The sequence below is a fragment of the Vibrio sp. 1F279 genome (genome assembly GCF_041439815.1).
In the GTDB taxonomy this organism is placed as follows: Bacteria; Pseudomonadota; Gammaproteobacteria; order Enterobacterales; family Vibrionaceae; genus Vibrio; species Vibrio tasmaniensis_A.
In genome coordinates this window covers 17,431-40,737 of the sequence record NZ_JBGOOU010000028.1, presented here as the reverse complement: position 1 = coordinate 40,737, position 23,307 = coordinate 17,431, and the positions used below count along the sequence as shown (strand labels likewise).

The following is a 23,307-nucleotide window of genomic DNA, read 5'->3' as shown; positions in this document are numbered from 1 at the left end:
AGGTTGTTATAGTGGTTGAAGCGCTAGCTTATTCTGTTAAATAGGCTTTACGGTTTAATGCGCCAATAACGAAGAGGCATCAATGACAGCACTACTCACCATTCCCACTAGGACGTTAGGTTTCGACTACGATATTGAGATCCGAGATTGGTCACAAAAGCTCGTGGGCTTTCATGTGTTTGACGATGGTCGACGCCCGCTCGATGGTGGTATTGGTTTAAGTCTCAACCTCGTTGAACAATTTGATGTAAATGGTCGTTGGTTAGATTCGTTACCTGCTCGTTATCGTGAAATCACTGATGATTTTCCCGAGTATCAATATCAAATGCTTTGGTTAGCTGCGAACACTTATGAGGCGGCTCAACTGCTCGAATTACGACCGGTTATCTTGGCGTTAATCTGCATGAAACACAGTGTCGATAACAAGAAAGCATTGGAACTGAGTCGCCTAGGACAAAAGAGAATCTTAGCCAAATTGGGCTTAGACAGTAGTAAAGCGACCCTTAAATTTATCGATAAGCTAGAGCTGCATTACGACATCGGTGATGAGCTTGACCACATTGTTCGCATTCTCGAGCCGCTGCAAAGACGTGTGCTCAAATTCAAACATTACTCTAAAGTAGGCTACACAGCGCTGCGTTTGGATCAGGTTCATCCGTTTTTAACCGGCAGTCGATTAGGTATTGCAATGGTTGAAGAGGGAAGGCTCAATGCGCCTTCAAAGATGGCCATGTTCCAAGACGCGATTTTACTGGGTCAAGATTTGGAGATGGACGATCCATTGCGTGCCATCACCAGTCAAAATTCCTTTGCTATGTTTGAGCAACTGCATGATAGATGGACAGAACAGCGTCAGTTACGCCGTCTAGAAGGGAATCGCCCTGTGGACATGGACATCCCTTATCCAATTCCTTTGCTAGGTAACGACAACATTCATCCGCTTACTGATTACTACGACCTTGAACAAGAGGGCGTGGAACAAAAACATTGTATTGGCGTCTATCACAATCGAATCATGAGCGACCGCTATGTGGTATTTCGAATGCTTAAGCCTCAGCGCTTAACCATCGGCCTACGTCGTGTTCCAAGCAAAGCCTTTCCGTTTGAGATTGACCAAATTTGCGGAAAACGAAATGCACCGCCATCGGAGTCGGCTCGCCAAGTCATCCATGACTGGTTAGAAGTGAGTAAGCAAAAGTACCCTAAGCAATAGCCATGAAGTAGAAGGAATAACAGGATGTTTCAACAAGGTGATTTATGCCCGCATTGTGGTTTGATTATTGTGATGCCAACGGATTTGCAAGCCGAATGCTTGGGGTGTGGCGAAGAAATCAATGAAGACCCAGCAGACAGTTACGAAGAAGAAGAGTAGCTTTACCTACACTTAAATTAAAAAAGGCTAGGATAGCCGAATCACACCCTTTCAAAGGACGGAAAAAATGCAGAAAGTAATCTTTAGAAATTGCGATGAAAGCTCGCCTTATTGGAGTGAGTTAGAGGGCTTATTTCAAAGCGAATGGTCTGATTTCAAGTTTAAAGATACCTATAAAGACAGCGTGCAACTTCCACCAGCAATAACAGCACTTCGCGATAATGTGGTCATTGGTGGCTTGGCGTATTCCCATTTTCAGGAACCTCATCAAGTGCGGGATGTGGTTTGGATTAATGCTGTTTATGTTGATGCTCAATGGCGTGGCCAAGGTATTGCAAGTGAATTGATTAATCGTGGTGTTGAACAAATGACAGACTATTATCAATCCCAACCCTCGAAAGATTCAACGTCTAAGTTGTACGCCTACACCAATATTGCGCCTTTGTACCTTTCTCTTGGTTGGTCAATCGTCGATATCGAATCAGAACCGAACCATAAAGTGATGAGTATTGAACTTAATCGATAAGTTCGGAATAAAAACTTTGATATTAGGTTATCTGCCTTTCGAGTAATGAAGCTCTCTCTTTCATCAACAATGCATAACTCTGTTAAATTTTCGTTGAAACTCATGCCTATATCGCCTTTAAATCAAACAACTCGCTGTTGATTAAAACGATCTCTACGATTTATTGCACCAGTTGTTGAGCACTAAGCCTATATTGACTAGAATGACGCACTTTTTTTATTTACGTACATACAGGTAATGAACATGAGCGATACTAATTCAAGACCAGCTTTACCAGATCATCTTGCAGGTAACCCACGCAGCCCACACCACGTGGCTGAGTGTTTCGAATACCCAATCGGCATTCGTCTAAATGGTAAAGAGCGTACTGATGTTGAAGAATACTGTATCAGCGAAGGTTGGGTTAAGATCCCTTCTCCAAAAGCGCTAGATCGTTTTGGTCAGCCAATGCTTATTACTCTTAAAGGCACAGTAGAAGCTTTCTACATCGAAGATTAATCACTTCGTGTAACTCGATAATGTCGAGTACAAAACGCTGTTATATAGAAGGGTCTAGAGAAATCTAGGTCCTTTTTGTTTGCGTATGATTCCTTAAGTCGACTTTACCATGCGATACCTGCACCAATCGAAAACTCGACGTCTTCACCTTCTGCTTTATCAAAACCTGCGGTTACAACAAAGCCACTGTCCATGATGTAGGTTGCATCTAAGCCACCAACTTGTTTGGTTGAGGTGTCAGAGAACTCACGGTTATCCAAAGTGACGTCCATATGGGTACGCTTAATCCCGTAACCTGGGGTGATGTACAAGTTTTCGGTGATACCAATAGGGGCGTGAAACTGATATTCGTTGTCGTGTTGCTTGTATTCGTACGATTCTTCACCTTCGTTATAAGCCGAGCGAGTAAACTCGATGCCATAACCTATGCTTCCCGGGCCACGATACTTGATGTAAGAAGCAGACCAATCTCTCCACCCACGTTCAGCCGATAGGCCAAATGTTATCGCAGTTTCTTCTTGGTTTTGTTGATTGGCTTGTGCGTTAGACATAGTGAACAGCAAGACAGCGGCTAATGTCAGAAGGGGAAACTTTTTGATGGTCATTGGAGCTCTCGCTTATGTATACAAAATATCGGCGAATTCAAAGTACTGAATGCCAGTAAATTAGTAACCTAGTCCGGATCTTCCTTGAGCTTTTTAGTTATGTATTCTTGGTTGATGCTTGATCGGCATCCTCTTGGATTTGAGGATGCCTTTTTGATATGGGATTGGTGATAAGTATTACTTCAAAGTACGTAGCTTATTAACCTGCATTTTTGCTCGCACTTTGGTGGCTTGTGCTTGCGACGGCAAGTTGTCTTTAACCTTGTTTTTAATGTCTGCGACAGGGATGAAGTTCCACTGACCGTCGTGATACTTAACCACAAATGTTTCACGGTTCATTTCTTCACGGAACACCCAAACACCATCGTCGAGGCGCTTAAAGTCACCAACTACATTGCCGTTCGTACCTCGAATAGTCCAAAAGGTATGTTCAGTATCAAGATAAGACTTCTGCTCACCTGAGATCATCTTGTCTCCAGAGCTAACTTTGACATAGTTATCACGAATGATGATTTCACCAACACGTTTATCATCTACGTAGATGCTGTATAGCGTTTCGTGATCATCAGAACGTTGTTTTACGGCGCTTATATGAGCTTCACCTGTGTCTTTATTAAAAAATGGTACATCACCGATATCTGGGATGTAGATGAAGCCTAGATCAGCTTGTTCAATGGTATCAGCAATGTTTTTTGAATCATCTTTGCCATATCCAGGGTCGATATTATCAAACCCATTGTCGACATCACTATCAGAGTCGCCGTTTCCGAAACCTGGGTCAATGTTTTCGAAACCATAGTCACCATCAAATTGAGGTTGTGCCGGTTCAGAACCACTGCCAGATGAACAACCTGCTAAAACAGCAGTAAGAACGAGTGCGATAAGTGATTTGTTCATGATATTTCCTAACGTTTGTTGAATTCGTAAGATGCTCACTGACTAACCTCACTACTAGGTGATGGGTACACACCTTGTGTATAGACATTGCTGCATCGCTTGAGATGTACAATAAACAACCTTGGTAATTCGATAAATAAACGGAAAGAAATACAAAACATCACCATTGGCTATGTATTGCTAGTTATACGCATTGCCGATTGCGATGTGCGACTTATCTATTCACATTAATTGGGCGCAAAGAGGTTGATTCTGCTTACAATTGTTTAACTTAATTGCATATCCTTGTTTGAAAAGTTCGATATTTGCTCACTCGAAAGATAGTTTTCTATACAAGCGCACTCTGCACTCAAGAACAACACAAACAAAAATATGAAGCGCAGTCTAATTAAATGAAACTAATATGCTGTATTTAAAGTTATTTTTGTTAATAACCACCTCTATCACAGAAATTAATCCTGAAGCACATACAATTCCCTTGATTTCGAATAGGCGCTAATTTTTTCGTTCGAGCATTTAAATTCTTCCTTCGCCCAATAATTATGAGGTTCCTATGTTTGGAATATTCAAACCTATGGCGCATATCGATCGCTTGTCATCAGATAAGATCGATAGCACCTACACACGACTACGATGGCAGCTGTTTCTCGGCATCTTCGTTGGCTATGCGGGGTATTACTTAGTCCGTAAAAACTTTAGTTTGGCGATGCCTTATCTCATTGAACAAGGTTTTAGCCGCGGAGAACTAGGGGTTGCATTAGCGGCGGTATCTATCGCTTACGGCTTATCTAAGTTCTTAATGGGCAGTGTTTCTGACCGTTCTAACCCCCGATACTTTCTCAGCGGTGGCTTGTTAATGTCGGCACTGGTCATGTTCTGCTTCGGCTTCATGCCATGGGCGACAGGCAGCATCACTGCGATGTTTATCCTGCTGTTCTTGAATGGTTGGTTTCAAGGCATGGGCTGGCCAGCTTGTGGGCGAACCATGGTTCACTGGTGGTCACGAAAAGAACGTGGTGAGATCGTATCGGTATGGAACGTTGCTCACAACGTGGGTGGCGGTTTGATTGGCCCAATGTTCTTGTTGGGGCTGTGGGCTTTTAACGACGATTGGCGAACCGCTTTTTATGTTCCTGCATTTTTTGCCACTCTCGTTGCTGTCTTTGTTTGGTTTACTGTAAGAGATACACCTCAATCTTGCGGCTTACCACCGATTGAAGAACACAAAGATGATTACCCAGACGACTACGATACGTCTCATGAGAAAGAAATGACGGCGAAAGAGATCTTCTTTAAGTACGTTTTCTCTAACAAGCTGTTGTGGTCAATCGCGATTGCTAATGCGTTTGTTTACCTTATCCGTTATGGCGTACTCGATTGGGCTCCGGTTTACTTAAAAGAAGCGAAAGACTTCTCTGTAGATAAATCCTCTTGGGCCTACTTCCTGTATGAGTGGGCAGGTATTCCTGGCACGTTATTGTGTGGTTGGATTTCAGATAAATTATTCAAAGGTCGACGCGCTCCAGCAGGGATCCTGTTTATGGTTCTCGTAACTGTCGCAGTGTTGGTGTATTGGTTGAACCCTGCGGGTAACCCAACGGTTGATATGTTGGCACTGATTGCGATTGGCTTCCTTATTTATGGTCCAGTAATGCTAATCGGCTTGTATGCACTTGAACTTGCACCAAAGAAAGCGGCAGGTACGGCGGCAGGTCTTACTGGCTTGTTTGGTTACTTAGGTGGCGCAGTTGCTGCCAATGCGGTGCTTGGTTTCATGGTTGACCATTACGGCTGGGATGGCGGCTTCATGATTTTGGTCGGAGCTTGTGTTGCTTCAATAATTTGTCTGCTTTACGCCTTCCTCGGTGAGCGTGCGCACCATAAACAAAAAGATCTCGAACGAGAAAAAGAAGCGCTAACTCAGTAGTTTATTAGCTGAACCACACCATACTAATAACAACAGAGGCAGGTATATCCAGCTTCTGTTTTATCAAGGGAAACAATAATGAAAACAACGTCACTGTCTCTGACCTTATTAGCCCTAAGTTTATCTGCAAATACGTTCGCCGATCCTTTAGTGATTGCGCATCGCGGCGCTTCTGGTTATTTACCTGAACACACATTACCCGCTAAAGCGCTCGCTTATGCGATGAAACCCGACTACATCGAACAAGATGTAGTGATGACTAAAGACGACCAATTGGTGGTTTTGCATGATCATTATTTAGATCGCGTCACTGATGTTGCTGACCGCTTTCCAGACCGTGCACGAGCAGATGGCCGTTACTATGCGATTGATTTTACGCTTGCCGAGATCAAGTCATTAAAGGTGACCGAAGGCTTTAACTTAGATGAACAAGGCAACAGAGTGGCAGGGTACCCAACGCGCTTCCCAATGTGGCAGTCTGATTTCCGTGTCGCTACATTTGCAGAAGAAATCGAACTGATCCAAGGCTTAAATAAGACCTTAGGTTATGACGTGGGCATCTATCCTGAAATTAAAGCACCTTGGTTCCATCGTCACGAAGGCAAAGACATCTCCAAAGCTGTGCTTGCGACCTTGCATCAATATGGTTACCTATCAAAAGACGATAAAGTGTATTTGCAGTGTTTTGACACCAATGAACTCCAACGCATCAATGATGAACTCATGCCTGCGATGGAAATGGATCTTAAGCTCGTTCAGTTGATGGCTTATACAGATTGGAATGAAACCATGACGTACCAAGGCGACAAAGCAACGCCGTACAGTTACGACTGGATGTTTGAAGCTGGTGGCATGAAAAAAGTGGCGACTTATGCGGAAGGAATAGGCCCTTGGAAGCCAATGTTGGTGGATGATGCATCGACCAAAGATAACATCATTATTAAACCGTTAATGAAGTCAGCAAAAGACGCGGGCTTAGATGTTCACCCGTACACGTTCCGTGCCGATCCGGGAAGAATCCCAGCTTATGCTGATAACTTTGATGGCATGTTGGATGTCTTCTACAACCAAGTCAAAGTCGATGGTGTGTTTACTGACTTCCCAGACAAAGCGGTCGACTTCTTGAACCGTTAATATCCTGCTAATTATGAGCGACTAGTAACGAGATATTCAGAGCCAAAAGCATAATCTAAAGCTGTTTTTGGCTCTTCTTTTGATTTTTTAGCTTTCTTGTATTGGCCTCGAAATCCTTCCGATATTCTTCTTTCTCAGCCCACATTTTGATATTCACTCGGTTTACAGCAATAACCTGGCTTGATAGGTTACTCCCAATGCAGCCAGATGCTTAATCTATGAGTATTTATCGGCTCAACCTAATATTGAATTTGGAAAGATCATGGAAGAAAGAAGCAAAGCTTATCTCGATAGCTACCTCAACACATTGCCAGCAGAGGTTGCCTCGCAATACACCTCCTTTAGTGCCGACTATTACTGTGCTGATGAATATAACGCCAACCTATGTGCTCAGTTAATTCTCAAGGGTGAAAAACAAGCGTCTTGCAGCCTTGAATATTGGTACAGCCATGAAGGCGAGACGAGACCAGTAGTTGGTCACTTGCAAGTCGTCACTGACTGGGATGGCAAGCCAGTTTGCATTGTAGAGATCACTTCAGTCTCACAGTGCAAATACAACGAGGTGACGGCGGAGTTTGCTGCTGCAGAGGGCGAGGGTGACAAATCACTCGAATGGTGGAGAGAAGCTCACTGGAACTTCTTCTCTCGTGAATGTGAAGAGCTCAAGATCTCACCAAGTGAAGACATGTTACTCATGTTGGAGCGTTTCAAAGTGGTTTATAAATAGTGAAGCCCCATCGCGTGTGTGTTGAATCGGAAGGCTTGGCACTTTAGCCTCCATTTGACTAACGCCAGAAGATTAACATTCACAAGGAGAGTGATGTGAAAATAGCGATATTGGATGACTACCAGAACGTCGTTAAAGACCTCGATTGCTTCAACAAACTCGAACAACACGATGTCACGGTATTTACCCAGACTTACTCAGAGCAAGAGCTCGCCATTAAGTTAGTCTCGTTTGAAGCCATTGTGCTCATTCGTGAAAGAACCGAGATCACCGAATCTTTGTTATCGCAGCTCCCAAACCTCAAGCTGATTAGCCAGACGGGCAAAGTAAGTAACCATATCGACCCGCAAATGTGCGAACGATTTGGTGTTACCGTGTTAGAAGGCCGAGGCTCGCCAGTCGCACCCTCTGAATTATGCTGGGCGTTGATTATGGCTGCATCGCGCCACATTCCTACTTACGCGTCAAACCTTAAGCAAAACCAGTGGCAAGATTCAGGCTCGTTAGGGTTAGGTCGAACTTTGAAGGGCTTGAAGCTTGGTATTTGGGGTTACGGAAAAATCGGAAAATGCATTGCACAATATGCCCAAGTATTTGGGATGTCTGTGGTAGTGTGGGGCAGCCAAGCTTCACGTGATCAAGCACAAGCGGATGGATTAGAAGCAGCAACAACTAAACAAGACTTCTTTCGAGAAGTTGATGTGCTTTCTTTGCATTTGCGTTTGAATGATGTCACCAGAGGATGTGTTACGGCACGCGACCTTAGCTTGATGAAGCCGAACTCACTGTTTGTGAACATCAGCCGTGCCGAGTTAGTCGAACCGATGGCTCTCTATCATGAACTACGCGAGATACCGACCAAAACAGCCGCTATTGATGTGTTCGATTGTGAGCCAGTAACTACAGACATCGAACCGCTATTGTCCTTAGCAAATGTCACTGCGACACCGCATTTGGGCTATGTTGAACAAAATAGCTACGAACTCTACTTCGATATCGCTTTCGACAACATTCTGTCCTATCAAAGAGATGGCCTATAAAGGTGCGATGACTAATGCAGGAGGCAAGATGACAAAGCTAATCGAATTAACAGAAATAGTCTTATTCGACTGGGGCAATACGCTGATGGTCGATTTCCCAGACGCACAAGGGAAGATGTGTGACTGGGAAACCGTACAAGAAGTGAGTGGTGCTCGCGCATTACTTGCTGATCTATCGAAAACTCAACAAGTTTATGTTGCCACCAATGCTGGTGATTCCAGTAAAGACGACATCATTCGAGCCTTTGAGCGTGTTGGCCTTTCTCAATATATATTGGGTTACTTTTGTAAGGCGAGCATTGGCTTTTCTAAGTTCGATTCGGGCTTTTATCCTGCCATCATTTCCAAACTCGGTGTAGCACCACAAGATATCACCATGGTGGGTGACACCTTAGACAAAGACATTTACCCAGCACTTGAAGCGGGTTTGAAAGCGGTGTGGTTGAACACGGAGGGCGCTGATCTTAAGTCAGGGCATCCGAATGTCATGCAAGTTCAATCCCTAAGCGAACTGTTGGAGAAGTACCATGGATGATCACTCTGAGATCTGGCGTCAGTATTACCAAAAGGCACTAAGCAAACCTCATTTAAAGAGAACTGAGTACGCAATTAAACTGAATGAGTCAGGCTTAAATGTTGCGATTGATTGTGGTTGTGGAACAGGTAGTGACATCGCCTTTTTAGAACAGCAAGCGTATCAAGTGTATGGCTTCGACGTTAATCCTGATTCGATTGCACTATGTCGGGATCGTTTTGGTCGCAAATCTTTGGTCGAGATATCTGAAAGTGGATTTGAACACTATGATTACCCGAAATCTGGCGTAGTGATTGCCAATTCGAGTCTGTTTTTTGCTGATCCAACCCGTTTTGACGAGGTTTGGCACAATATTGAAAACTGTCTTGAAGTGGGAGGCGTGTTCGCGGGCGATTTCATGGGCGTCGATGACAGTTGGGCACATGGCTATCGAACCCCAACAACGCCGTTAACAAAAGCCAAAGTACTTAGCTTATTCAACGACTTTGAGATAGTACGATTCCATGAGCGAGACGAACAAGCACTCACGTCGCTGGGTAGGATGAAGCATTGGCACACTTATTCGGTTGTTGCGATTAAGCGCTGTTAAAATATCAGTATTTAAAACTCGTTTGGATGCATGTCTGTTTTGACGCGAACCTCTCATCTCTTTGTTATTTAATCCTCTAAGCTAACTTTAGTTTCTACTATGAGGGCTAGGTTATGAGTATCGAACGTCATGGAATATCAGTTGGCATTGAACGTGTTAGCGGTGAAACCATCGTTGTGTTTAAAGCGAAAGGCAAACTCACACACGATGACTATCAAGCGATGATGCCAATTCTGAATACCACACTAGAAGAACTCGACTCATCTGAACTTAAGATGCTCGTCGACATTTCAACCTTAACAGGATGGGAGTTGCGCGCAGCTTGGGATGATTTCAAACTTGGGCTAGAACTGAACTCGAAAATAGACAAAATTGCCATCTACGGCGATAAAAGCTGGCAAGAAATGGCATCAAAAGTCGGGAGTTGGTTTGTGTCGGGTGAGATTAAGTCTTTTGAAGATCATGACTCCGCTATCGAGTGGCTAGTTGATTAATTCAACCACAGTTCAGTTCTTATGACAGCTGGCGAGTGTTCTACTTGAAGGCTGTCGTTTATCGACTCTCAAAGCCATTTCCTAAGCAATTCAATAGAATATGTTCACTTCTGGATGTAACATACGCCTAGCGCGATACGTTGTGCTAACCAAAATAATAAACACAATAACAAGGTTTAAGAACATGAATAAGGTAATTGATAAGCTCGCTTGGATATTCATTGAAGATGGCAAGTTGCTGATGGTGAGATCAAAAGGCAAAGAGCTGTTCTACTTGCCGGGCGGAAAGCGCGAAGCAGGGGAAAGTGACGAGCAAGCATTGGTTCGTGAAATCAAAGAAGAAATATCAGTAGACCTAGTACCTGATTCCATCAAATACGTTGAGACGTTCACTGGCCAAGCTGATGGCAAAGCAGAAGGCGTGTCAGTGCAATTGACGTGTTACCTTGCAGACTATACTGGCGAACTCGCTCCAGACGCTGAAATTGAAGAGCTTAAGTTTGTTGATGGCAGCGACAGAGCAGTATGTTCATTGGCTGCTCTTGTTGCGCTTGATTGGTTAGAAGCAAACCAGTATTTACCACTTATCAGTAAATAATGGTTCGTTAATACAAAACGACTGTTTAGTGAGGATCTTTATAGATCAGTGCTTATGAAAAGCTTGAAGGACGGCTGTCTTTCATAAGAATGTCGAGTTTTCTTTGAGCTTTTTTCGTATCTTGTAGATCCACCACCTCAATCATCTCGCATTCATCTCTTACCATCTCATTGATTAAACTCGGATAGTGGCGGCAATCTTCAGGTCGGTCTAAGTAAATGCTGCACGTATATTTCGCTTGGGCATTCTTATCTTTCGTTGGAACAACTTCTAGGAAAGGGCAACGACTTAAACGTTCGCCAGATTTAGGATCAAACCAGATCTCGCTTCCTTGAACATATTCAAAGATATCTGGATTGAACAGCTCCCACAAATCAATCTCTTCTTGAGTCGCGGCAAGGTCACCATCTCCATATTTGATACAGCATTTTCCGCATTGATTACAATTTTTCATTAGTGACTTCATTGGTTGGTGAGCTTTTGTCATTTTACCACTGATAGCCGTGGCACGTTGATTTTGTTGTCCATCACTCGGAAACTCAAAGGAGCAACCTGATTTGATATTCATTTATCTAAGTCACAACACTGCAAACAGGGATGTAAACAGTGATACAATTTGCGCCTAGCAAGTCATTAAAACAAAGGCATAAAAATGAGAACCGTATACACCACTGAAGGCGACATTAACGCAATGAAACAGAAAGACGCTTACCCAAAGTTGGCGCTATGTGATAACTGCGTTCGAGACTATGTGGTGATTGCTCAAGGTGAACGCACCTATAAGCCTTGTGCGAAATGTGGTGCAGACGATTAATGCGCCTTGATAAATACCTTTGTAAAAGCACAGAACTAACAAAACTCGAAGCCGTTCAGCGAATCCAAAACGGTGAGGTGAGTGTGAACAGTGTGGTTGTGCTAGACGAGTCTACTCAGGTTCATGAAAGTAACGCTATCCTGCTTAATGGTGATGCATTAACGCTACGAGAGTTTAGATACATCTTAATGCACAAGCCTGCGGGCACCATCTGTTCCAATATCGACGAAGTGTACCCATCGCTTTTCAATTACCTAGAGTTAGAGAAAGCATCAGAACTGCACATCGCAGGGCGCTTAGATGCCGACACAACAGGCTTAGTCTTGATTACCGATGATGGGCGATGGTCATTCAACATCACTCTGCCAACCAAGTCATGTAAGAAGGTATATCGCGTGACATTGTCACGAGATATCAAAGATGATGTCGCTGACAAGTTCAAAGCGGGCATTCAATTGCAGGGCGAACAAAAACTGACGCGTCCGGCAGAACTCGAAGTGATTACCAGTAAAGAAGTGCTGTTGACCATTACAGAAGGTAAGTTTCATCAAGTAAAACGAATGTTTGCTGCGGTAGGGAATCGAGTTGTTGGACTACACCGTGAGCAGATTGGTGATGTTCGTTTAGATGTTGAAGCAGGTCAGTGGCGTTATCTAACTAAAGCCGAAGTCGACTCATTTCAGCAAGACTCTCAATAAGAGCTCGGAATAAACGCCGCAACTACTTAAAGCGTTAAGCGTGTCAGCACCAGAATATCAACACTATAAGGATGTAGGATGGAAAACCTCAAAGTCTCAGAAATTAAGTCTTTTGTACCCGCGAAAGACTTCGATTTATCCAAGCGTTTTTACCAGTCAATCGGCTTCGAGCTGATGTCTGAATTTCACGATATCGCCTATCTACGACACGGAAGTTGCGCCTTCCTTTTGCAAAACTTTTATGAACCTGCGCACTGTCACAATTACATGATGCACTTGCTGGTTGAAGACGTAAAAAGTTGGTATCAACACATCCAGAACTCTAATGTAGTGTCGGAATTTGAAGTTACCGTTTCCGAGGTTGTTGAACAGCCTTGGGGAATGCTTGAGTTTTGTATCACCGACCCAAGTGGTGTGTTGTGGCGTGTGGCTGAAAACATCAGGTCGCGCTGATTCATCCAACTTGCATTGATAGTATGTCTAGGTTCACGGTGCTTTTCTGTCCTATTTGCTAGAGTGACAATTCAATGAGCATGGAGGTTTTATAATGGGAACTGTAATCGGTTTGGTGATTTTAGTTGCTATAGATTGGTATCTTGTTCGTAAAACAGGGCTTCATATTCATAAATGGATCTCTAAAAAGTATGCCGCGTATCTGTCGGAGAAGGGAAATCAAAAATAGCCTTTCTTATTAAGTCATCGGTATAAAAAGCGTTATCTGCTATTCATTTTACACACATTGCAAAGATTGGAGGATTTATGAAAGGTAAAGGAAAGTGCCTATGTGGCTCGGTTGAGTTGGAAGTAGAGTACGCCAGTAATGAATTGGGGGCTTGTCATTGTAGTATGTGTAGAAATTGGTCTGGCGGTCCGATGTTAGTCATTGATTGCGCTGACTCAGTTAAAATATCAGGTGAATCAAATGTAGTGAGATATAAGTCATCCGAGTGGGCTGAGAGAGGGTTCTGCGGTAAATGTGGTACTCACTTGTTTTACTTTTTGGTGCCAAATAATCAGTATCATCTTCCTGTCGGTTTATTGATGTCTGGGGATGACTACAAATTAACTCATCAAATATTCATTGATGAAAAGCCCGAATACTACGAATTTAAAAATGAAACGCAAAATATGACTGGTGCAGAAGTATTTGCCTACTTTGAAAGTGGAGAGTAGCACTTAGTTTTTATTAGCTTAAGACTAATTCACACCGCTCGGCATTTTTTAGTTTCGGTCGATTTTAGTGTTTGCGGTGCAATGGTTTTGGTGAGGTGGTGTTCACGCCTAACATCCCAGCATCAACCCCCAACTTGAAGTGCCTCGAAACTCGATTATGTGAACTCCTAATAGCTGAATAGTTACTCTAATATGCAATGAGTTTCCCAATGGCTCTGAGGGGGCGGAAATGACAGATATGGCAATATCAAGTTACCTTGGCTGGTTGTTACTTCTTATAGGTTGTTATCCTTTCTTGCTTGTTGGTGTCAGTATGTTTTTCTATGATGCAGAGCGTAAACAAGCATTAAGGTGGTTGAACGGAGTTAGTTTTCTATTAGCTGCATTCCTTCTTTACATGCATATGCAGACAGAAGTCATCTATGGTCGGGAACTGCTCGAAGCCTGGTATCGTGATAACCCAGAAGATAAGCCTCAATAAAAAAGCACATAACAAGTGTTTATTATCCATTTCGGTATATAAAAATGATGCTAAACGATTGGCATTTCCAGCTAGAATCAACTTTAGTGTTTTCGGCACAATGAGTGAGGTGATCGCGATGTCAGCTACTTCAAGCGGCGATAACTCGTCTATCCAATTATGCCTATCCGAGTGAACCATGTTCTCTTACAAAGTGTCTGACATTTTAGATATTCAAATGTCGAGGCTCCGATGAATTTTCTCCGTAAGTATAAAATCAGTTTCCTTTTCTGCGTTAGTGGTCTTTTGTGTTTCATTGCTTATAACACCATAGGTTCATACGTAGATGAAAATGGTGTGTTGGTTGAGCCATTCGGGCTTATTCCTCTATTTTGGCTTTTTGAGCTACTGGCGTTGGTTGCTTTGGTTGTGACCTTCGTTAGACATAAAAAGTGCCAGTAATCCAGTTAAGCTACGAGTACACGAAGGTGTTTTGTGATCACTAACAACTTAAGCGTGATTCGGTACGCGTGGCACCTTTGGCATGCGGCGGCATTGGTGTTTCCACTCGTTTTAACTTCAGTGGGTTAGGTGTTAAATTTGAGATCATTGGTAGCGTTGTAATCTGCTCAAGCGGGCGTTATGTTACTAATTGAATTCAACGTTTATAAAGGATGAACATGGTAGTACTTAGAGGAATGCGCCAAGACGAATATCCAGCATATTGTCAGTATTTTATTGACGATTACAGTCAGGAAATAGCTAGAAACTATGGGCATTCTTTAGACGTTGCAGTCGAATTGGCAAAGAAGGACTTGCATCGCAGCTTCCCTAATGGACTAGAGAGCAATGAGCATTCGCTATTATGCATTGATGCTGAAGTCGATGGTGAACGTAAGCTTGTGGGTTACCTTTGGCACTCAGTCAATATTGGGGATAAATCTACGTTTATCTATGACTTCTTCATCTCGAATGAACATCGAGGCCTAGGTTATGGTACTCAATCAATTTCTGCGTTAGAGACCCAACTACTTGTTATTGGTATCAATCAAATAAAACTGAGGGTCGCATATCATAATGAGCGGGCGCTTAAGTTGTACAAAGAAGTTGGCTTTGAGGTTACCGGTTTCAATATGTCTAAGAAACTAAGCGGGTAGCCTCAACAGATAAAGCAACATACATAGACCGGCAGGTTTCATTCAAACATGGAGTGAAAATATGAAGTCAGATTTTTCAAAGCTTGCGACAACCGATTACGGAAACATACTGAGTAACGACCACTTTATTAACTTTAGCATTGGTCCTCTTTGGCAGGGAATGCCGCCAATTTTTGGAGAAGCGTTTACTGTCCAGTTAACGTCTGGTGATAATTTAATGCTTCATTCAGCCATATACGAAGCACCTGAAGGTTCCATCATTGTAGTGGATGGAGTTGATAGCAAATATGCAGTAGCTGGTGGTAATGTATGCGCAGTCGCGAAGAGTCGAGGTATCAAAGGCTTTATTATTGATGGTGTCATTCGAGATTTGACTGAAATTTCAGATATGAAGTTTCCAGTTTTTGCGAAAGGTGTTCATCCAGTTCCGGGAAAGAAAGAGATCTATTCTGAATTGGGCGCTCCAATCACTTGCGGGGGAGCAAAGGTCTCTACGGGAGATATCATTGTTGCTGATGCAGAAGGTATTGTCGTTATTCCTAAATCCAGAAAAGACGAAGTGTTTTTAATAGCTTCACAGAAAGCAAGTAAAGAGGCGTCATTAACACTCGCTGAGTGGGAAATAAACCATAGGGCCAAAATAGCCCAAGCAATAACGTCTGCGAAACAAAAATCTTAATTGGTGCAGCAAGTTGATTTGTAACGCGTGGCATTTTGCATCAATTAACAGGCGTTAGGCGACAACGAATAAATTCATCCATGGAGAAGAGAGTGATCGTAAGGACTGCGACGAAAGAAGACTCAAGTGTCTTGTTAGAGTTTATTGAACAAAAAGCCGACTTTGACCGGAGTATGAAAGGGTTTGTTGGTGAAATCTCGACAACTATAGAGAAAATCGAACGTACACTATTTGGTGATTACGCATTTGCCCATGCATTAATATTGGAACGGAATTGTGAGCCTTTTGGCTTCGCACTGTATCACTATCGATATTCATCCTTCAGTGGAGAGCCATCAATCTGGCTTGACGACCTATTGGTTACAGGAAATCAAAGATCAAAAGGGTATGGCCGTGAACTTATGTTGGCTTTAAAGTCACAAGCGGAGTCATCATATGTCTCTCACATCTCATGGACGGCAAGTCCACATAATAAGAAAGCGCATGATTTCTACAAAAGGTTGGGTGCAGAGGTTGAGCGAATGGATGGTCAAAGACCTTGTTTCCGTTGGATAATGTCCGACTCGTGATCACATAAAAAGAGAACTATGAAAATAACGACGCTGGTTGATAACTCTCGACTGGATAATAGGAAAGATTTAGCCGTTGAGCGCGGACTATCACTGCATATTGAAACTGAATCGCTAAAGATCTTGTTCGATATGGGAAGTGGCGATACGTTTTGTCAAAACGCACCATTACTGGGTATTGATATCAAAGATGTAGACCTCGCTGTCATATCACACAGGCATCATGATCATTGTAATGGCACCGCTGATTTTGTTGCTCATAACTCTAAAGGCAAAGTGTTTCTCAAAAATTGCGAACAGAAAAACTACCATTTTCGGGCTTTCGGTTTTAAAAGTGATGTCGGGATCAATCCGGACTTACTAGAAAACAGCAACGAGCGGTTAGTCTTCGTTAATCGTACGACTGAGATCGCCCCAAATGTCTTTGCTATCACAGATATTAGCGTGAAACACGAACAACCTAAGGGTAATAAATACCTTTATACACAGTCTAAGAATCGACGGGAGCGCGACTCATTTGATCATGAATTACTGTTAGTGATTAAAGAGCCAGATGGTTTAGTTATATTCACGGGATGTGCGCATAGTGGCGTTCTTAATATGGTTGATACAGCGGTTACTCTGTTCCCAGGAGAGAGAATAAAAGCGGTTGTCGGGGGCTTCCATTTAGTGGGCTTACCATTGTTCAATAGTATTGGTGGCACAAAGCAAGACATTAGAGATCTTGGATTGACGTTGTCTCAATACCCCATTGATAAACTGTATACAGGGCACTGCACAGGCAAGAAAGCTTATGGCCTGTTGAAAGAAGTATTAGGTAAGCGTCTTGAGGCAATGCCGACAGGTCGATGTATTCATGTGTAACGTTGGTCAAACCTTAGATGTACGTTTGTCTTTTGGTAAGAATTAAGGAGTTTTAAGTGAGTCAGGAAGTAAGAGTAGGTGTCGCTGCGGTTATTCTACGTGAAGGACGAGTACTACTTGGAGAACGAATTGGTTCTCATGGGGCTCATACGTGGGCTACGCCGGGCGGACATCTTGAATGGGGTGAGAGCATTGAAGAGTGTGCCAAACGCGAAACACTCGAAGAGACTGGCTTGGTTGTTAATGCATTTGAGAAGCTCTCTTTTACCAATGATATTTTCGAGAAAGAGAACAAGCATTATATAACGCTGTTTGTCGTTGCTTCTGATGCTAGCGGCGAACCACAGGTGACCGAGCCTGACAAATGTAAGCAATGGAAATGGTTTAAGCTAGATGAGTTACCTGAGCCATTGTTTCTTCCTCTGACGAATCTGTTGAGCGATCCGGTCATCCTTGGGAAGCTAGCGCAGTAAAACAGATTCTCCTCATATCTTTAATTGAATGACTAAAGGATCAATGATGACATTACGAGTAGTTCCAGAGCTTTATTGTTTCGATATTAATGTGAGCAAATCCTTCTTTGTCGATGTGTTGGGATTTGATGTGAAATACGAACGTCCTGATGAGGAGTTTGCTTACCTAACGCTTGATGGTGTTGATGTGATGCTTGAAGGGATTGCGGGCAAAAGTCGAAAATGGCTTTCAGGTGATCTGGCGTTACCTTTAGGACGTGGCATTAATTTTCAATGGGATGTTATCGACATCGAACCGCTATATCAGAGAGTTAACGAAAGCGCCGCTGATTCTATTTACTTAGCTTTAGAGTCAAAATCTTATCAATGTGGAGAGTCCATAGCGATTCAGAAGCAGTTCATCGTTCAAACTCCAGATGGTTATCTCTTTAGGTTCTGCCAAGATATTCGTTAACACATAAGTATTATTAACTACTCATTTATTACGAGAAACACGACTAATTAATTACCCGTATAACAAGGAGAGTCGAGTGGTCAACATTCGGGAAATGGACAGTTCAGACTACGACTCAGTGATCGCGTTATGGTGCCAAACAGAAGGCATGAGTATTCGCGATGCCGATTCGAAAGTAAGCATTGCGAGCTATTTAGAACGTAATCCCGGTCTGAGTTTTGTGGCTGAGAGTAACAACGAGATCATTGGCGCAGTGTTAGTCGGAACCGATGGACGTCGTGGGTATTTACAACACTTAGCTGTCTCGGCAAACTTCAGAGGGCAAAAGTTAGGTTGTAAGCTTGTCGCTGAGGCGGTCAACGCACTTGCAGGGTTGGGTATCCCTAAGACCCACTTGTTTGTCTATAACGACAACATCAACGCTCAACAGTTTTACGAAAAATTAGGCTGGTTCCCGAGAGATGAAGTTCGAATGTACTCGTTTAATAGCTCGGATAATAGTAACGTTTAGTCCTATCGATTCCCGTTGGCTGTGAGCTTGCATTCGTAGCAGATTCGCGTGTATCTGCCAATATCAAAAAAATCCTTGGAGTATTTAGAAATGTTGTTTTCTAGTCTGTCTAAACCATTGGTTCATGGCTCCGAGTTATGTTCTGAGCTGCTCAATTTCTTAACCGAGCATAAGAGTGATTTCGAAGAAAAGTTAATCCCAGACCTGTCATACATCGATGATATGGCACACGTGGTGGACGGTATTAAAATCAAAGACGTTCTACACATCAATGCGAATCAATACCGCCTTCAATATTCGTTTGATTGGGAGCTGTTTCTAGGTTGTTCAGATAGGAACGAAACTGGTGTCGAGAATGGAAGCGTTCTATTCACACTTGAGGATGATAACGTTCTTAATATCAACTTCCCAAACTACGGTTCTCGAGACACTAGCGATGAGCTCTAGTCGGTTTTTCGTGCGTGTTATACAGAAGGAACAACAATGATAACTATTGAAAGGCTTCAAGAATCACATGTGGCGTTAGTTCAGGCCATCCAACTCGCCGATGAACAGGTTAAGTTCGCTGGTACAGCTGCAGAGTTTTTATTAGACGGCAGTGAAACGACGCACTTGCACGTGATTAAGTCTGATAACGAAGTTGTTGGTTTCTTTAAGCTGGATATCGCTTGCGCAGAGCACTACGAATTCTGCCCTGAAGGAAGTATTGGCTTAAGAGCTTTTGTGCTTGATAAAAACCAGCAAGGTAAAGGTTTAGGAACGGGCACGGTCAAAGCTTTGTTTCCATATTTAAAAGCGAATTACTCAGCGTATGAGTTGATTTACTTAACCGTGAATTGCAAAAATCCCGCAGCATTCAACTGTTATAAGAAAGGCGGCTTCGAAGATACCAATGAACAGTATTTAGGTGGCGCAGCAGGCCCGCAATTTATCATGTGCGGTCAAATCGTTTAGTCACATAAATAGGTTAATTGTCGAACGACAAACGATCTAGGGAGGGATCATGTCAATTACATCAGGAATAGCTCTATTTGTTGCGATGTTACTATCTGCAGCCATACCGGGACCCAGCGTTCTCGCAGTTCTGTCGAGGTCTCTAAGCTTTGGTTGGAAACAAGGCTTGTTAGTGGTGCTTGGCGTACTAATCGCGGATTACATTTTTATATTCTTAGCTTTGTCTGGTTTATCAGCTTTAGCTAGCGCAATGGGTGAATTTGCTACGGTAATTAAATATGTAGGCGTTACCTATTTGTTTTGGTTGGCTTACACAACATGGACGTCAGATGTTAGTGAATCATCGAGTACATCTTCGGAGCAAGGAACGAAAGCCTCAAGCGTGACTATCGGCTTATTGATGACAGTTTCAAACCCAAAGGCGATTTTGTTTTACATGGGTTTCTTTCCCGCATTCATAGACCTAAAAACATTTACCACAACAGATGTGATGATGATTTTGGTGATTTCAACTGTAGCTGTAGGTGGAGTATTGAGTCTCTATGCTTGCACTGCCTCTAAAGCTCGTTTTGTATTTCAAGGGCGCTCAGCAAAGATGCTATTGAACAGATTATCAGGTGGCTTTTTGGCGACTTGCGGTACTTTGTTAGCACTTAAAACATGAGTACTTTTTGGAATGGTTTAGCCATAACACCAAACTAAGCGTGAACACCTAGTGTCTTTGCTTGCTTCATGGCATCATTCCACGCAGCTAAAACCCCAACAAGGTATGTTATGAAACAGAATATTGTCCACATTGCACTCGTGGTAAAAGACTACGATGAAGCGCTTGATTTCTATGTAAACAAGCTTAAGTTTGATCTCATCGAAGACACGTATCTACCAGAAGAAGATAAACGCTGGGTTGTTGTTGCTCCACCAAATTCAACAGGTGTGAGCCTGTTACTTGCTAGAGCTTCCAAGCCAGAGCAATACGATTTCATCGGGAACCAAACTGGCGGACGCGTATTCCTATTCTTAAACACCGATGATTTCTGGCGTGATTACGAGCGCATGACGTCTTTGGGCATTAACTTTGTCCGAGAGCCTAAAGAGCAAGGCTACGGTACCGTTGCTGTGTTTGAAGATCTTTACGGTAACTTGTGGGATCTCCTTCAGTTAAACCCTGAACACCCTATGGCTAACAGGTAAATAAGCTAAGGCTCATTCGTGTGTTGCTCAAGCTCAATTAAAGGAAGCTCATCGTGGAAGAAATCAAAGGCATTCTGCAATTCATGGTCGAAATTGAACAATTAAAGGATGTTCATCGACAGACAAAACCGGTTGGATTGGATCGATATGAAAACTCCGCTGAGCACAGTTGGCACGTCTGTTTGAGCGCTCTTATGTTGAAAGACTATGCCAATGAACAAATCGATATTACGCGAGTGATGAAGATGTTACTGATACATGACCTTGGGGAAATCGATGCAGGAGACACCATCATTTATGCCAGTGAAACCGAAGAAAACAAACTCAAAGAGAGAAACTGTGTTGAGCGCTTGCTGAAATCATTGCCAAGCCATTTAAGAACCGAGTATTTGGATTTATGGCTTGAGTTCGAAGCGGGTGAGTCACCGGAAGCCAGATTTGGTAAGGCGATCGATAGAGTGCCACCTTTGCTTCATAACATCCATGGTGATGGTCACAGCTGGAAGAAGCACAACATATCCAAAGACAAAGTACTGACCTTTAATGGCGAGCGTATCTCTAAAGGCAGTCGTGCTCTATGGAAAGAACTAGAAGTGCAACTTGAAGGTGCTGCGGACAAAGGGTTGTTAAAGTAAAAGTTAGCTATCTTGCCAAGTAATGGCAAACAAGTTTCACCTAACAACGTTTAAATTAAACCCGGGAATTCATAGTGTTACTTCAGAGTAGCAAGCCCATTGTTGAAGGAATAAGAACCACATGAAAACCACTGCTTTAGCTGTATTGTTACTTGGCGTTTCCGGTTGTGTATTTGCAACCGATAACAATATTGAAGCTATCGATTACCAAGTGTCGATCACTGTCGAGGATTCTGAATCAAAACTCAACTTCCCAACCTTTAAGTTCGACTCTTTCGGACAGGAAGTCTCATCTCAAACTGAAGAATGCATTTATTCGGGTGTTCTTTCTAAGCATGAAGCTAACGCTATTCTACTGGAAGCCAAAATGTCATGCGATTATGAAAATGGAGAGTCTAGCGGACAGATGCCTGTTTTTATTCTTGATAAAGAGGGTGGAGAAGCAAGTATCGAGCTCGGAGAAGATGAAGCAAACCTGTGGAAATACACGGTTCTAATTAAAGCGCTTAACTAAATTTCAAACGATACACGGTTACTCTTTTTGTTCTGCGCAATGCCAATAAAAGTAGATACATGGCACATGGTATTATCTCGTGTCTCATTTCTTTCTAATAAAACTCTAAAGGACAACAATGAGTTCGAGAACCGAGTGATAAGTTGTTAGTATTCATCAACTTAATAAATGTCAGATGGCTCATATAAATGCTTGATAATAAATATATTAAACACCCTTATCACTGTGAGCAGTGCAACGCACTTACCCCGACCTTGCTGTTAACGCTTCCGATGCTCAATCTAAAGCGGAAGCTGAATCTGAAAAGAAACAATGGAAACTAGGCGTGTTGATGGAGTACCTGATGACGTTATTGTTTAAAGGTGACCATAATGTTCCCGGTTTTTATGTCGACAGTGATTACGAATACCAGTGTGAAAAGTGTGGGACTAAGTCGTGGCACTGATCATGTGTTTAGCTTTTGAAACAATTCCTATCTCAACTGCTGATAATAAGACGCATTAGAAAAGTGATCCTCTCTGCAAATTGAGGATGGAAACGTGTCTATACTGACATGGGTTACGTCGCTGATTTTAGAAGTGGCGCTACGAATGTAAGTTTGATTAGGTTAAATCTCAGAGGTGACGATGAAAAAATTACTACCACTATGCGCCATTTTACTCTCGGCATCATTTTCAGCTACGGCTTCTGATGGTTTGATTAAATATCAAAGTAATTACTCAGTGAAAGAGACCGCTGACCGCTTTGAAGAAATCGCCAAAAGCAAAGGATTGACCTTGTTTGCGAGAATCGACCATCAGAAAAACGCGAGTAAGGTCGATCTTGAATTGAGACCAACCGAAGTCATCATCTTTGGTAACCCGAAAGTAGGGACACCATTAATGCAATGTGCTCAAGAAGTCGCGATAGATTTACCGCAGAAGGTGTTAGTCACGGAAGATTCCAATAAGAAAGTATGGTTGTCTTACAACGATCCTAATTACTTGGTAGAGCGTCACGCGATCAATGGCTGTGACAAAGTGATTCAAAAAATATCGGGTGTACTAAGTAAGTTGTCAGAAGCGACAGTGGCTAAAGCGAAATAACCCAATAGTTCACCAGCATGTTGGTTGATTTATCATGGTTGAGCAAAAGCTATTTTTCTCTAAAAGCTAATATATTTCCAAATGAGTAACTCTGGACATAAAAAAAACGGGCAGATCGTAGTGATCTGCCCGTT

35 protein-coding genes and 1 pseudogene are annotated in these 23,307 nt (G+C 42.7%); 33 read left to right on the top strand and 3 right to left on the bottom strand.

From position 1 onward, the window contains the following. Positions 1 to 82 precede the first annotated feature (82 nt). The 4 genes from ACED60_RS18530 to ACED60_RS18515 all read left to right on the top strand — a co-directional run bounded on the left by ACED60_RS18530 (position 83) and on the right by ACED60_RS18515 (position 2,396). A complete protein-coding gene (locus ACED60_RS18530; protein WP_371728165.1) occupies positions 83 to 1,213 on the top strand; it encodes a PcfJ domain-containing protein in 1,131 nt (376 codons plus the stop codon). 24 nt (positions 1,214 to 1,237) lie between these two features. Then, positions 1,238 to 1,372 carry a hypothetical protein gene (locus ACED60_RS18525; protein WP_017107965.1) on the top strand — a complete coding sequence of 45 codons (135 nt, stop codon included), beginning with the start codon at positions 1,238 to 1,240 and terminating at the stop codon, positions 1,370 to 1,372. A 67-nt stretch (positions 1,373 to 1,439) separates the two neighbouring features. Then, positions 1,440 to 1,898: a GNAT family N-acetyltransferase gene (locus ACED60_RS18520; protein WP_371728164.1), complete on the top strand. Its 459-nt coding sequence runs from the start codon at positions 1,440 to 1,442 to the stop codon at positions 1,896 to 1,898. Between the two features lie 243 nt (positions 1,899 to 2,141). Then, complete coding sequence (locus ACED60_RS18515; protein ID WP_029223190.1) at positions 2,142 to 2,396, top strand: DUF3297 family protein; 255 nt, start codon at positions 2,142 to 2,144, stop codon at positions 2,394 to 2,396. A gap of 104 nt (positions 2,397 to 2,500) precedes the next feature. Here the strand turns inward: ACED60_RS18515 and ACED60_RS18510 are convergent, their stop codons facing one another. Continuing rightward, positions 2,501 to 3,001, bottom strand: a complete 501-nt coding sequence (locus ACED60_RS18510) for a hypothetical protein (protein ID WP_371728163.1) — start codon at positions 2,999 to 3,001, stop codon at positions 2,501 to 2,503. 177 nt (positions 3,002 to 3,178) lie between these two features. Then, positions 3,179 to 3,898, bottom strand: coding sequence for a membrane lipoprotein lipid attachment site-containing protein (locus ACED60_RS18505; protein ID WP_135381715.1), 720 nt, complete (start codon positions 3,896 to 3,898; stop codon positions 3,179 to 3,181). Between the two features lie 553 nt (positions 3,899 to 4,451). Here ACED60_RS18505 and glpT point away from each other — a divergent pair. From glpT to ACED60_RS18465, 8 genes are all read left to right on the top strand, one after another. Continuing rightward, on the top strand, positions 4,452 to 5,825 hold the full coding sequence (gene glpT / locus ACED60_RS18500; RefSeq protein ID WP_017097431.1) for a glycerol-3-phosphate transporter: 1,374 nt from the start codon (positions 4,452 to 4,454) through the stop codon (positions 5,823 to 5,825). 78 nt (positions 5,826 to 5,903) lie between these two features. Further along, a complete protein-coding gene (glpQ, locus tag ACED60_RS18495) occupies positions 5,904 to 6,959 on the top strand; it encodes a glycerophosphodiester phosphodiesterase (protein ID WP_371728162.1) in 1,056 nt (351 codons plus the stop codon). 262 nt (positions 6,960 to 7,221) lie between these two features. Further along, complete coding sequence (locus tag ACED60_RS18490; protein ID WP_371728161.1) at positions 7,222 to 7,686, top strand: ASCH domain-containing protein; 465 nt, start codon at positions 7,222 to 7,224, stop codon at positions 7,684 to 7,686. A 95-nt stretch (positions 7,687 to 7,781) separates the two neighbouring features. After that, the gene (locus ACED60_RS18485; protein ID WP_371710048.1) at positions 7,782 to 8,726 is read left to right on the top strand and encodes a D-2-hydroxyacid dehydrogenase family protein; all 945 of its coding nucleotides are present in this window, start codon (positions 7,782 to 7,784) and stop codon (positions 8,724 to 8,726) included. A 28-nt stretch (positions 8,727 to 8,754) separates the two neighbouring features. Continuing rightward, a complete protein-coding gene (locus tag ACED60_RS18480; protein ID WP_029223189.1) occupies positions 8,755 to 9,261 on the top strand; it encodes an HAD family hydrolase in 507 nt (168 codons plus the stop codon). Then, positions 9,254 to 9,850: a class I SAM-dependent methyltransferase gene (locus ACED60_RS18475; protein ID WP_012604039.1), complete on the top strand. Its 597-nt coding sequence runs from the start codon at positions 9,254 to 9,256 to the stop codon at positions 9,848 to 9,850. The genes ACED60_RS18480 and ACED60_RS18475 overlap by 8 nt, the downstream gene beginning before the upstream one ends. 113 nt (positions 9,851 to 9,963) lie before the next feature. Further along, positions 9,964 to 10,344 carry an STAS/SEC14 domain-containing protein gene (locus tag ACED60_RS18470; protein ID WP_099166966.1) on the top strand — a complete coding sequence of 127 codons (381 nt, stop codon included), beginning with the start codon at positions 9,964 to 9,966 and terminating at the stop codon, positions 10,342 to 10,344. Between the two features lie 184 nt (positions 10,345 to 10,528). After that, positions 10,529 to 10,942 carry an NUDIX domain-containing protein gene (locus tag ACED60_RS18465; RefSeq protein WP_371728160.1) on the top strand — a complete coding sequence of 138 codons (414 nt, stop codon included), beginning with the start codon at positions 10,529 to 10,531 and terminating at the stop codon, positions 10,940 to 10,942. Positions 10,943 to 10,994: 52 nt separating this feature from the next. On the opposite strand, the gene ACED60_RS18460 is transcribed toward ACED60_RS18465, so the two are convergent. Further along, on the bottom strand, positions 10,995 to 11,396 hold the full coding sequence (locus ACED60_RS18460) for a YkgJ family cysteine cluster protein (protein ID WP_371728179.1): 402 nt from the start codon (positions 11,394 to 11,396) through the stop codon (positions 10,995 to 10,997). A 198-nt stretch (positions 11,397 to 11,594) separates the two neighbouring features. Here ACED60_RS18460 and ACED60_RS18455 point away from each other — a divergent pair, with 198 nt between their 5' ends. From ACED60_RS18455 to ACED60_RS18355, 21 genes and pseudogenes are all read left to right on the top strand, one after another. Then, positions 11,595 to 11,756 carry a hypothetical protein gene (locus ACED60_RS18455; protein ID WP_260256501.1) on the top strand — a complete coding sequence of 54 codons (162 nt, stop codon included), beginning with the start codon at positions 11,595 to 11,597 and terminating at the stop codon, positions 11,754 to 11,756. Then, positions 11,729 to 12,454 (top strand): pseudouridine synthase, encoded by a 726-nt coding sequence (locus ACED60_RS18450; RefSeq protein ID WP_260256502.1) that lies wholly within the window; start codon positions 11,729 to 11,731, stop codon positions 12,452 to 12,454. Before ACED60_RS18455 ends, ACED60_RS18450 begins: the two co-directional genes overlap by 28 nt. A gap of 78 nt (positions 12,455 to 12,532) precedes the next feature. Then, positions 12,533 to 12,907, top strand: a complete 375-nt coding sequence (locus tag ACED60_RS18445; protein ID WP_371728159.1) for a VOC family protein — start codon at positions 12,533 to 12,535, stop codon at positions 12,905 to 12,907. Between the two features lie 306 nt (positions 12,908 to 13,213). Further along, on the top strand, positions 13,214 to 13,627 hold the full coding sequence (locus tag ACED60_RS18440; protein WP_371728158.1) for a GFA family protein: 414 nt from the start codon (positions 13,214 to 13,216) through the stop codon (positions 13,625 to 13,627). Between the two features lie 229 nt (positions 13,628 to 13,856). Then, a complete protein-coding gene (locus ACED60_RS18435) occupies positions 13,857 to 14,108 on the top strand; it encodes a hypothetical protein (RefSeq protein ID WP_017083586.1) in 252 nt (83 codons plus the stop codon). A gap of 231 nt (positions 14,109 to 14,339) precedes the next feature. Further along, positions 14,340 to 14,549, top strand: a complete 210-nt coding sequence (locus ACED60_RS18430) for a DUF3955 domain-containing protein (protein WP_108085663.1) — start codon at positions 14,340 to 14,342, stop codon at positions 14,547 to 14,549. Positions 14,550 to 14,767: 218 nt separating this feature from the next. Then, positions 14,768 to 15,244: a GNAT family N-acetyltransferase gene (locus ACED60_RS18425; protein ID WP_371703191.1), complete on the top strand. Its 477-nt coding sequence runs from the start codon at positions 14,768 to 14,770 to the stop codon at positions 15,242 to 15,244. Positions 15,245 to 15,305: 61 nt separating this feature from the next. Next, positions 15,306 to 15,923, top strand: a complete 618-nt coding sequence (locus tag ACED60_RS18420) for an RraA family protein (RefSeq protein ID WP_371728157.1) — start codon at positions 15,306 to 15,308, stop codon at positions 15,921 to 15,923. An 80-nt stretch (positions 15,924 to 16,003) separates the two neighbouring features. Further along, positions 16,004 to 16,492, top strand: a complete 489-nt coding sequence (locus ACED60_RS18415; protein WP_371728156.1) for an N-acetyltransferase family protein — start codon at positions 16,004 to 16,006, stop codon at positions 16,490 to 16,492. Between the two features lie 18 nt (positions 16,493 to 16,510). Continuing rightward, on the top strand, positions 16,511 to 17,356 hold the full coding sequence (locus tag ACED60_RS18410; protein WP_371728155.1) for an MBL fold metallo-hydrolase: 846 nt from the start codon (positions 16,511 to 16,513) through the stop codon (positions 17,354 to 17,356). A 56-nt stretch (positions 17,357 to 17,412) separates the two neighbouring features. After that, entirely contained in the window at positions 17,413 to 17,829 is a 417-nt protein-coding gene (locus ACED60_RS18405) for an NUDIX hydrolase (RefSeq protein ID WP_371728154.1), read from the top strand. 46 nt (positions 17,830 to 17,875) lie between these two features. Beyond that, positions 17,876 to 18,283 carry a bleomycin resistance protein gene (locus ACED60_RS18400; RefSeq protein WP_371728153.1) on the top strand — a complete coding sequence of 136 codons (408 nt, stop codon included), beginning with the start codon at positions 17,876 to 17,878 and terminating at the stop codon, positions 18,281 to 18,283. 76 nt (positions 18,284 to 18,359) lie between these two features. Beyond that, on the top strand, positions 18,360 to 18,794 hold the full coding sequence (locus tag ACED60_RS18395; protein WP_371728152.1) for a GNAT family N-acetyltransferase: 435 nt from the start codon (positions 18,360 to 18,362) through the stop codon (positions 18,792 to 18,794). Between the two features lie 90 nt (positions 18,795 to 18,884). Next, positions 18,885 to 19,241: a hypothetical protein gene (locus ACED60_RS18390; protein ID WP_108193916.1), complete on the top strand. Its 357-nt coding sequence runs from the start codon at positions 18,885 to 18,887 to the stop codon at positions 19,239 to 19,241. Between the two features lie 36 nt (positions 19,242 to 19,277). After that, on the top strand, positions 19,278 to 19,748 hold the full coding sequence (locus ACED60_RS18385) for a GNAT family N-acetyltransferase (protein ID WP_371728151.1): 471 nt from the start codon (positions 19,278 to 19,280) through the stop codon (positions 19,746 to 19,748). 49 nt (positions 19,749 to 19,797) lie between these two features. Then, the gene (locus ACED60_RS18380; RefSeq protein WP_371728150.1) at positions 19,798 to 20,412 is read left to right on the top strand and encodes a LysE family translocator; all 615 of its coding nucleotides are present in this window, start codon (positions 19,798 to 19,800) and stop codon (positions 20,410 to 20,412) included. Between the two features lie 110 nt (positions 20,413 to 20,522). Further along, entirely contained in the window at positions 20,523 to 20,939 is a 417-nt protein-coding gene (locus ACED60_RS18375; protein ID WP_029225365.1) for a VOC family protein, read from the top strand. Between the two features lie 53 nt (positions 20,940 to 20,992). After that, positions 20,993 to 21,574 carry an HD domain-containing protein gene (locus tag ACED60_RS18370; protein ID WP_135381692.1) on the top strand — a complete coding sequence of 194 codons (582 nt, stop codon included), beginning with the start codon at positions 20,993 to 20,995 and terminating at the stop codon, positions 21,572 to 21,574. Between the two features lie 121 nt (positions 21,575 to 21,695). After that, positions 21,696 to 22,088 carry a hypothetical protein gene (locus tag ACED60_RS18365; protein ID WP_102248895.1) on the top strand — a complete coding sequence of 131 codons (393 nt, stop codon included), beginning with the start codon at positions 21,696 to 21,698 and terminating at the stop codon, positions 22,086 to 22,088. A gap of 188 nt (positions 22,089 to 22,276) precedes the next feature. Continuing rightward, positions 22,277 to 22,533 (top strand): annotated as a pseudogene (locus tag ACED60_RS18360) (hypothetical protein). Positions 22,534 to 22,714: 181 nt separating this feature from the next. Further along, on the top strand, positions 22,715 to 23,173 hold the full coding sequence (locus ACED60_RS18355; protein ID WP_009846817.1) for a DUF302 domain-containing protein: 459 nt from the start codon (positions 22,715 to 22,717) through the stop codon (positions 23,171 to 23,173). Positions 23,174 to 23,307: the final 134 nt, after the last annotated feature.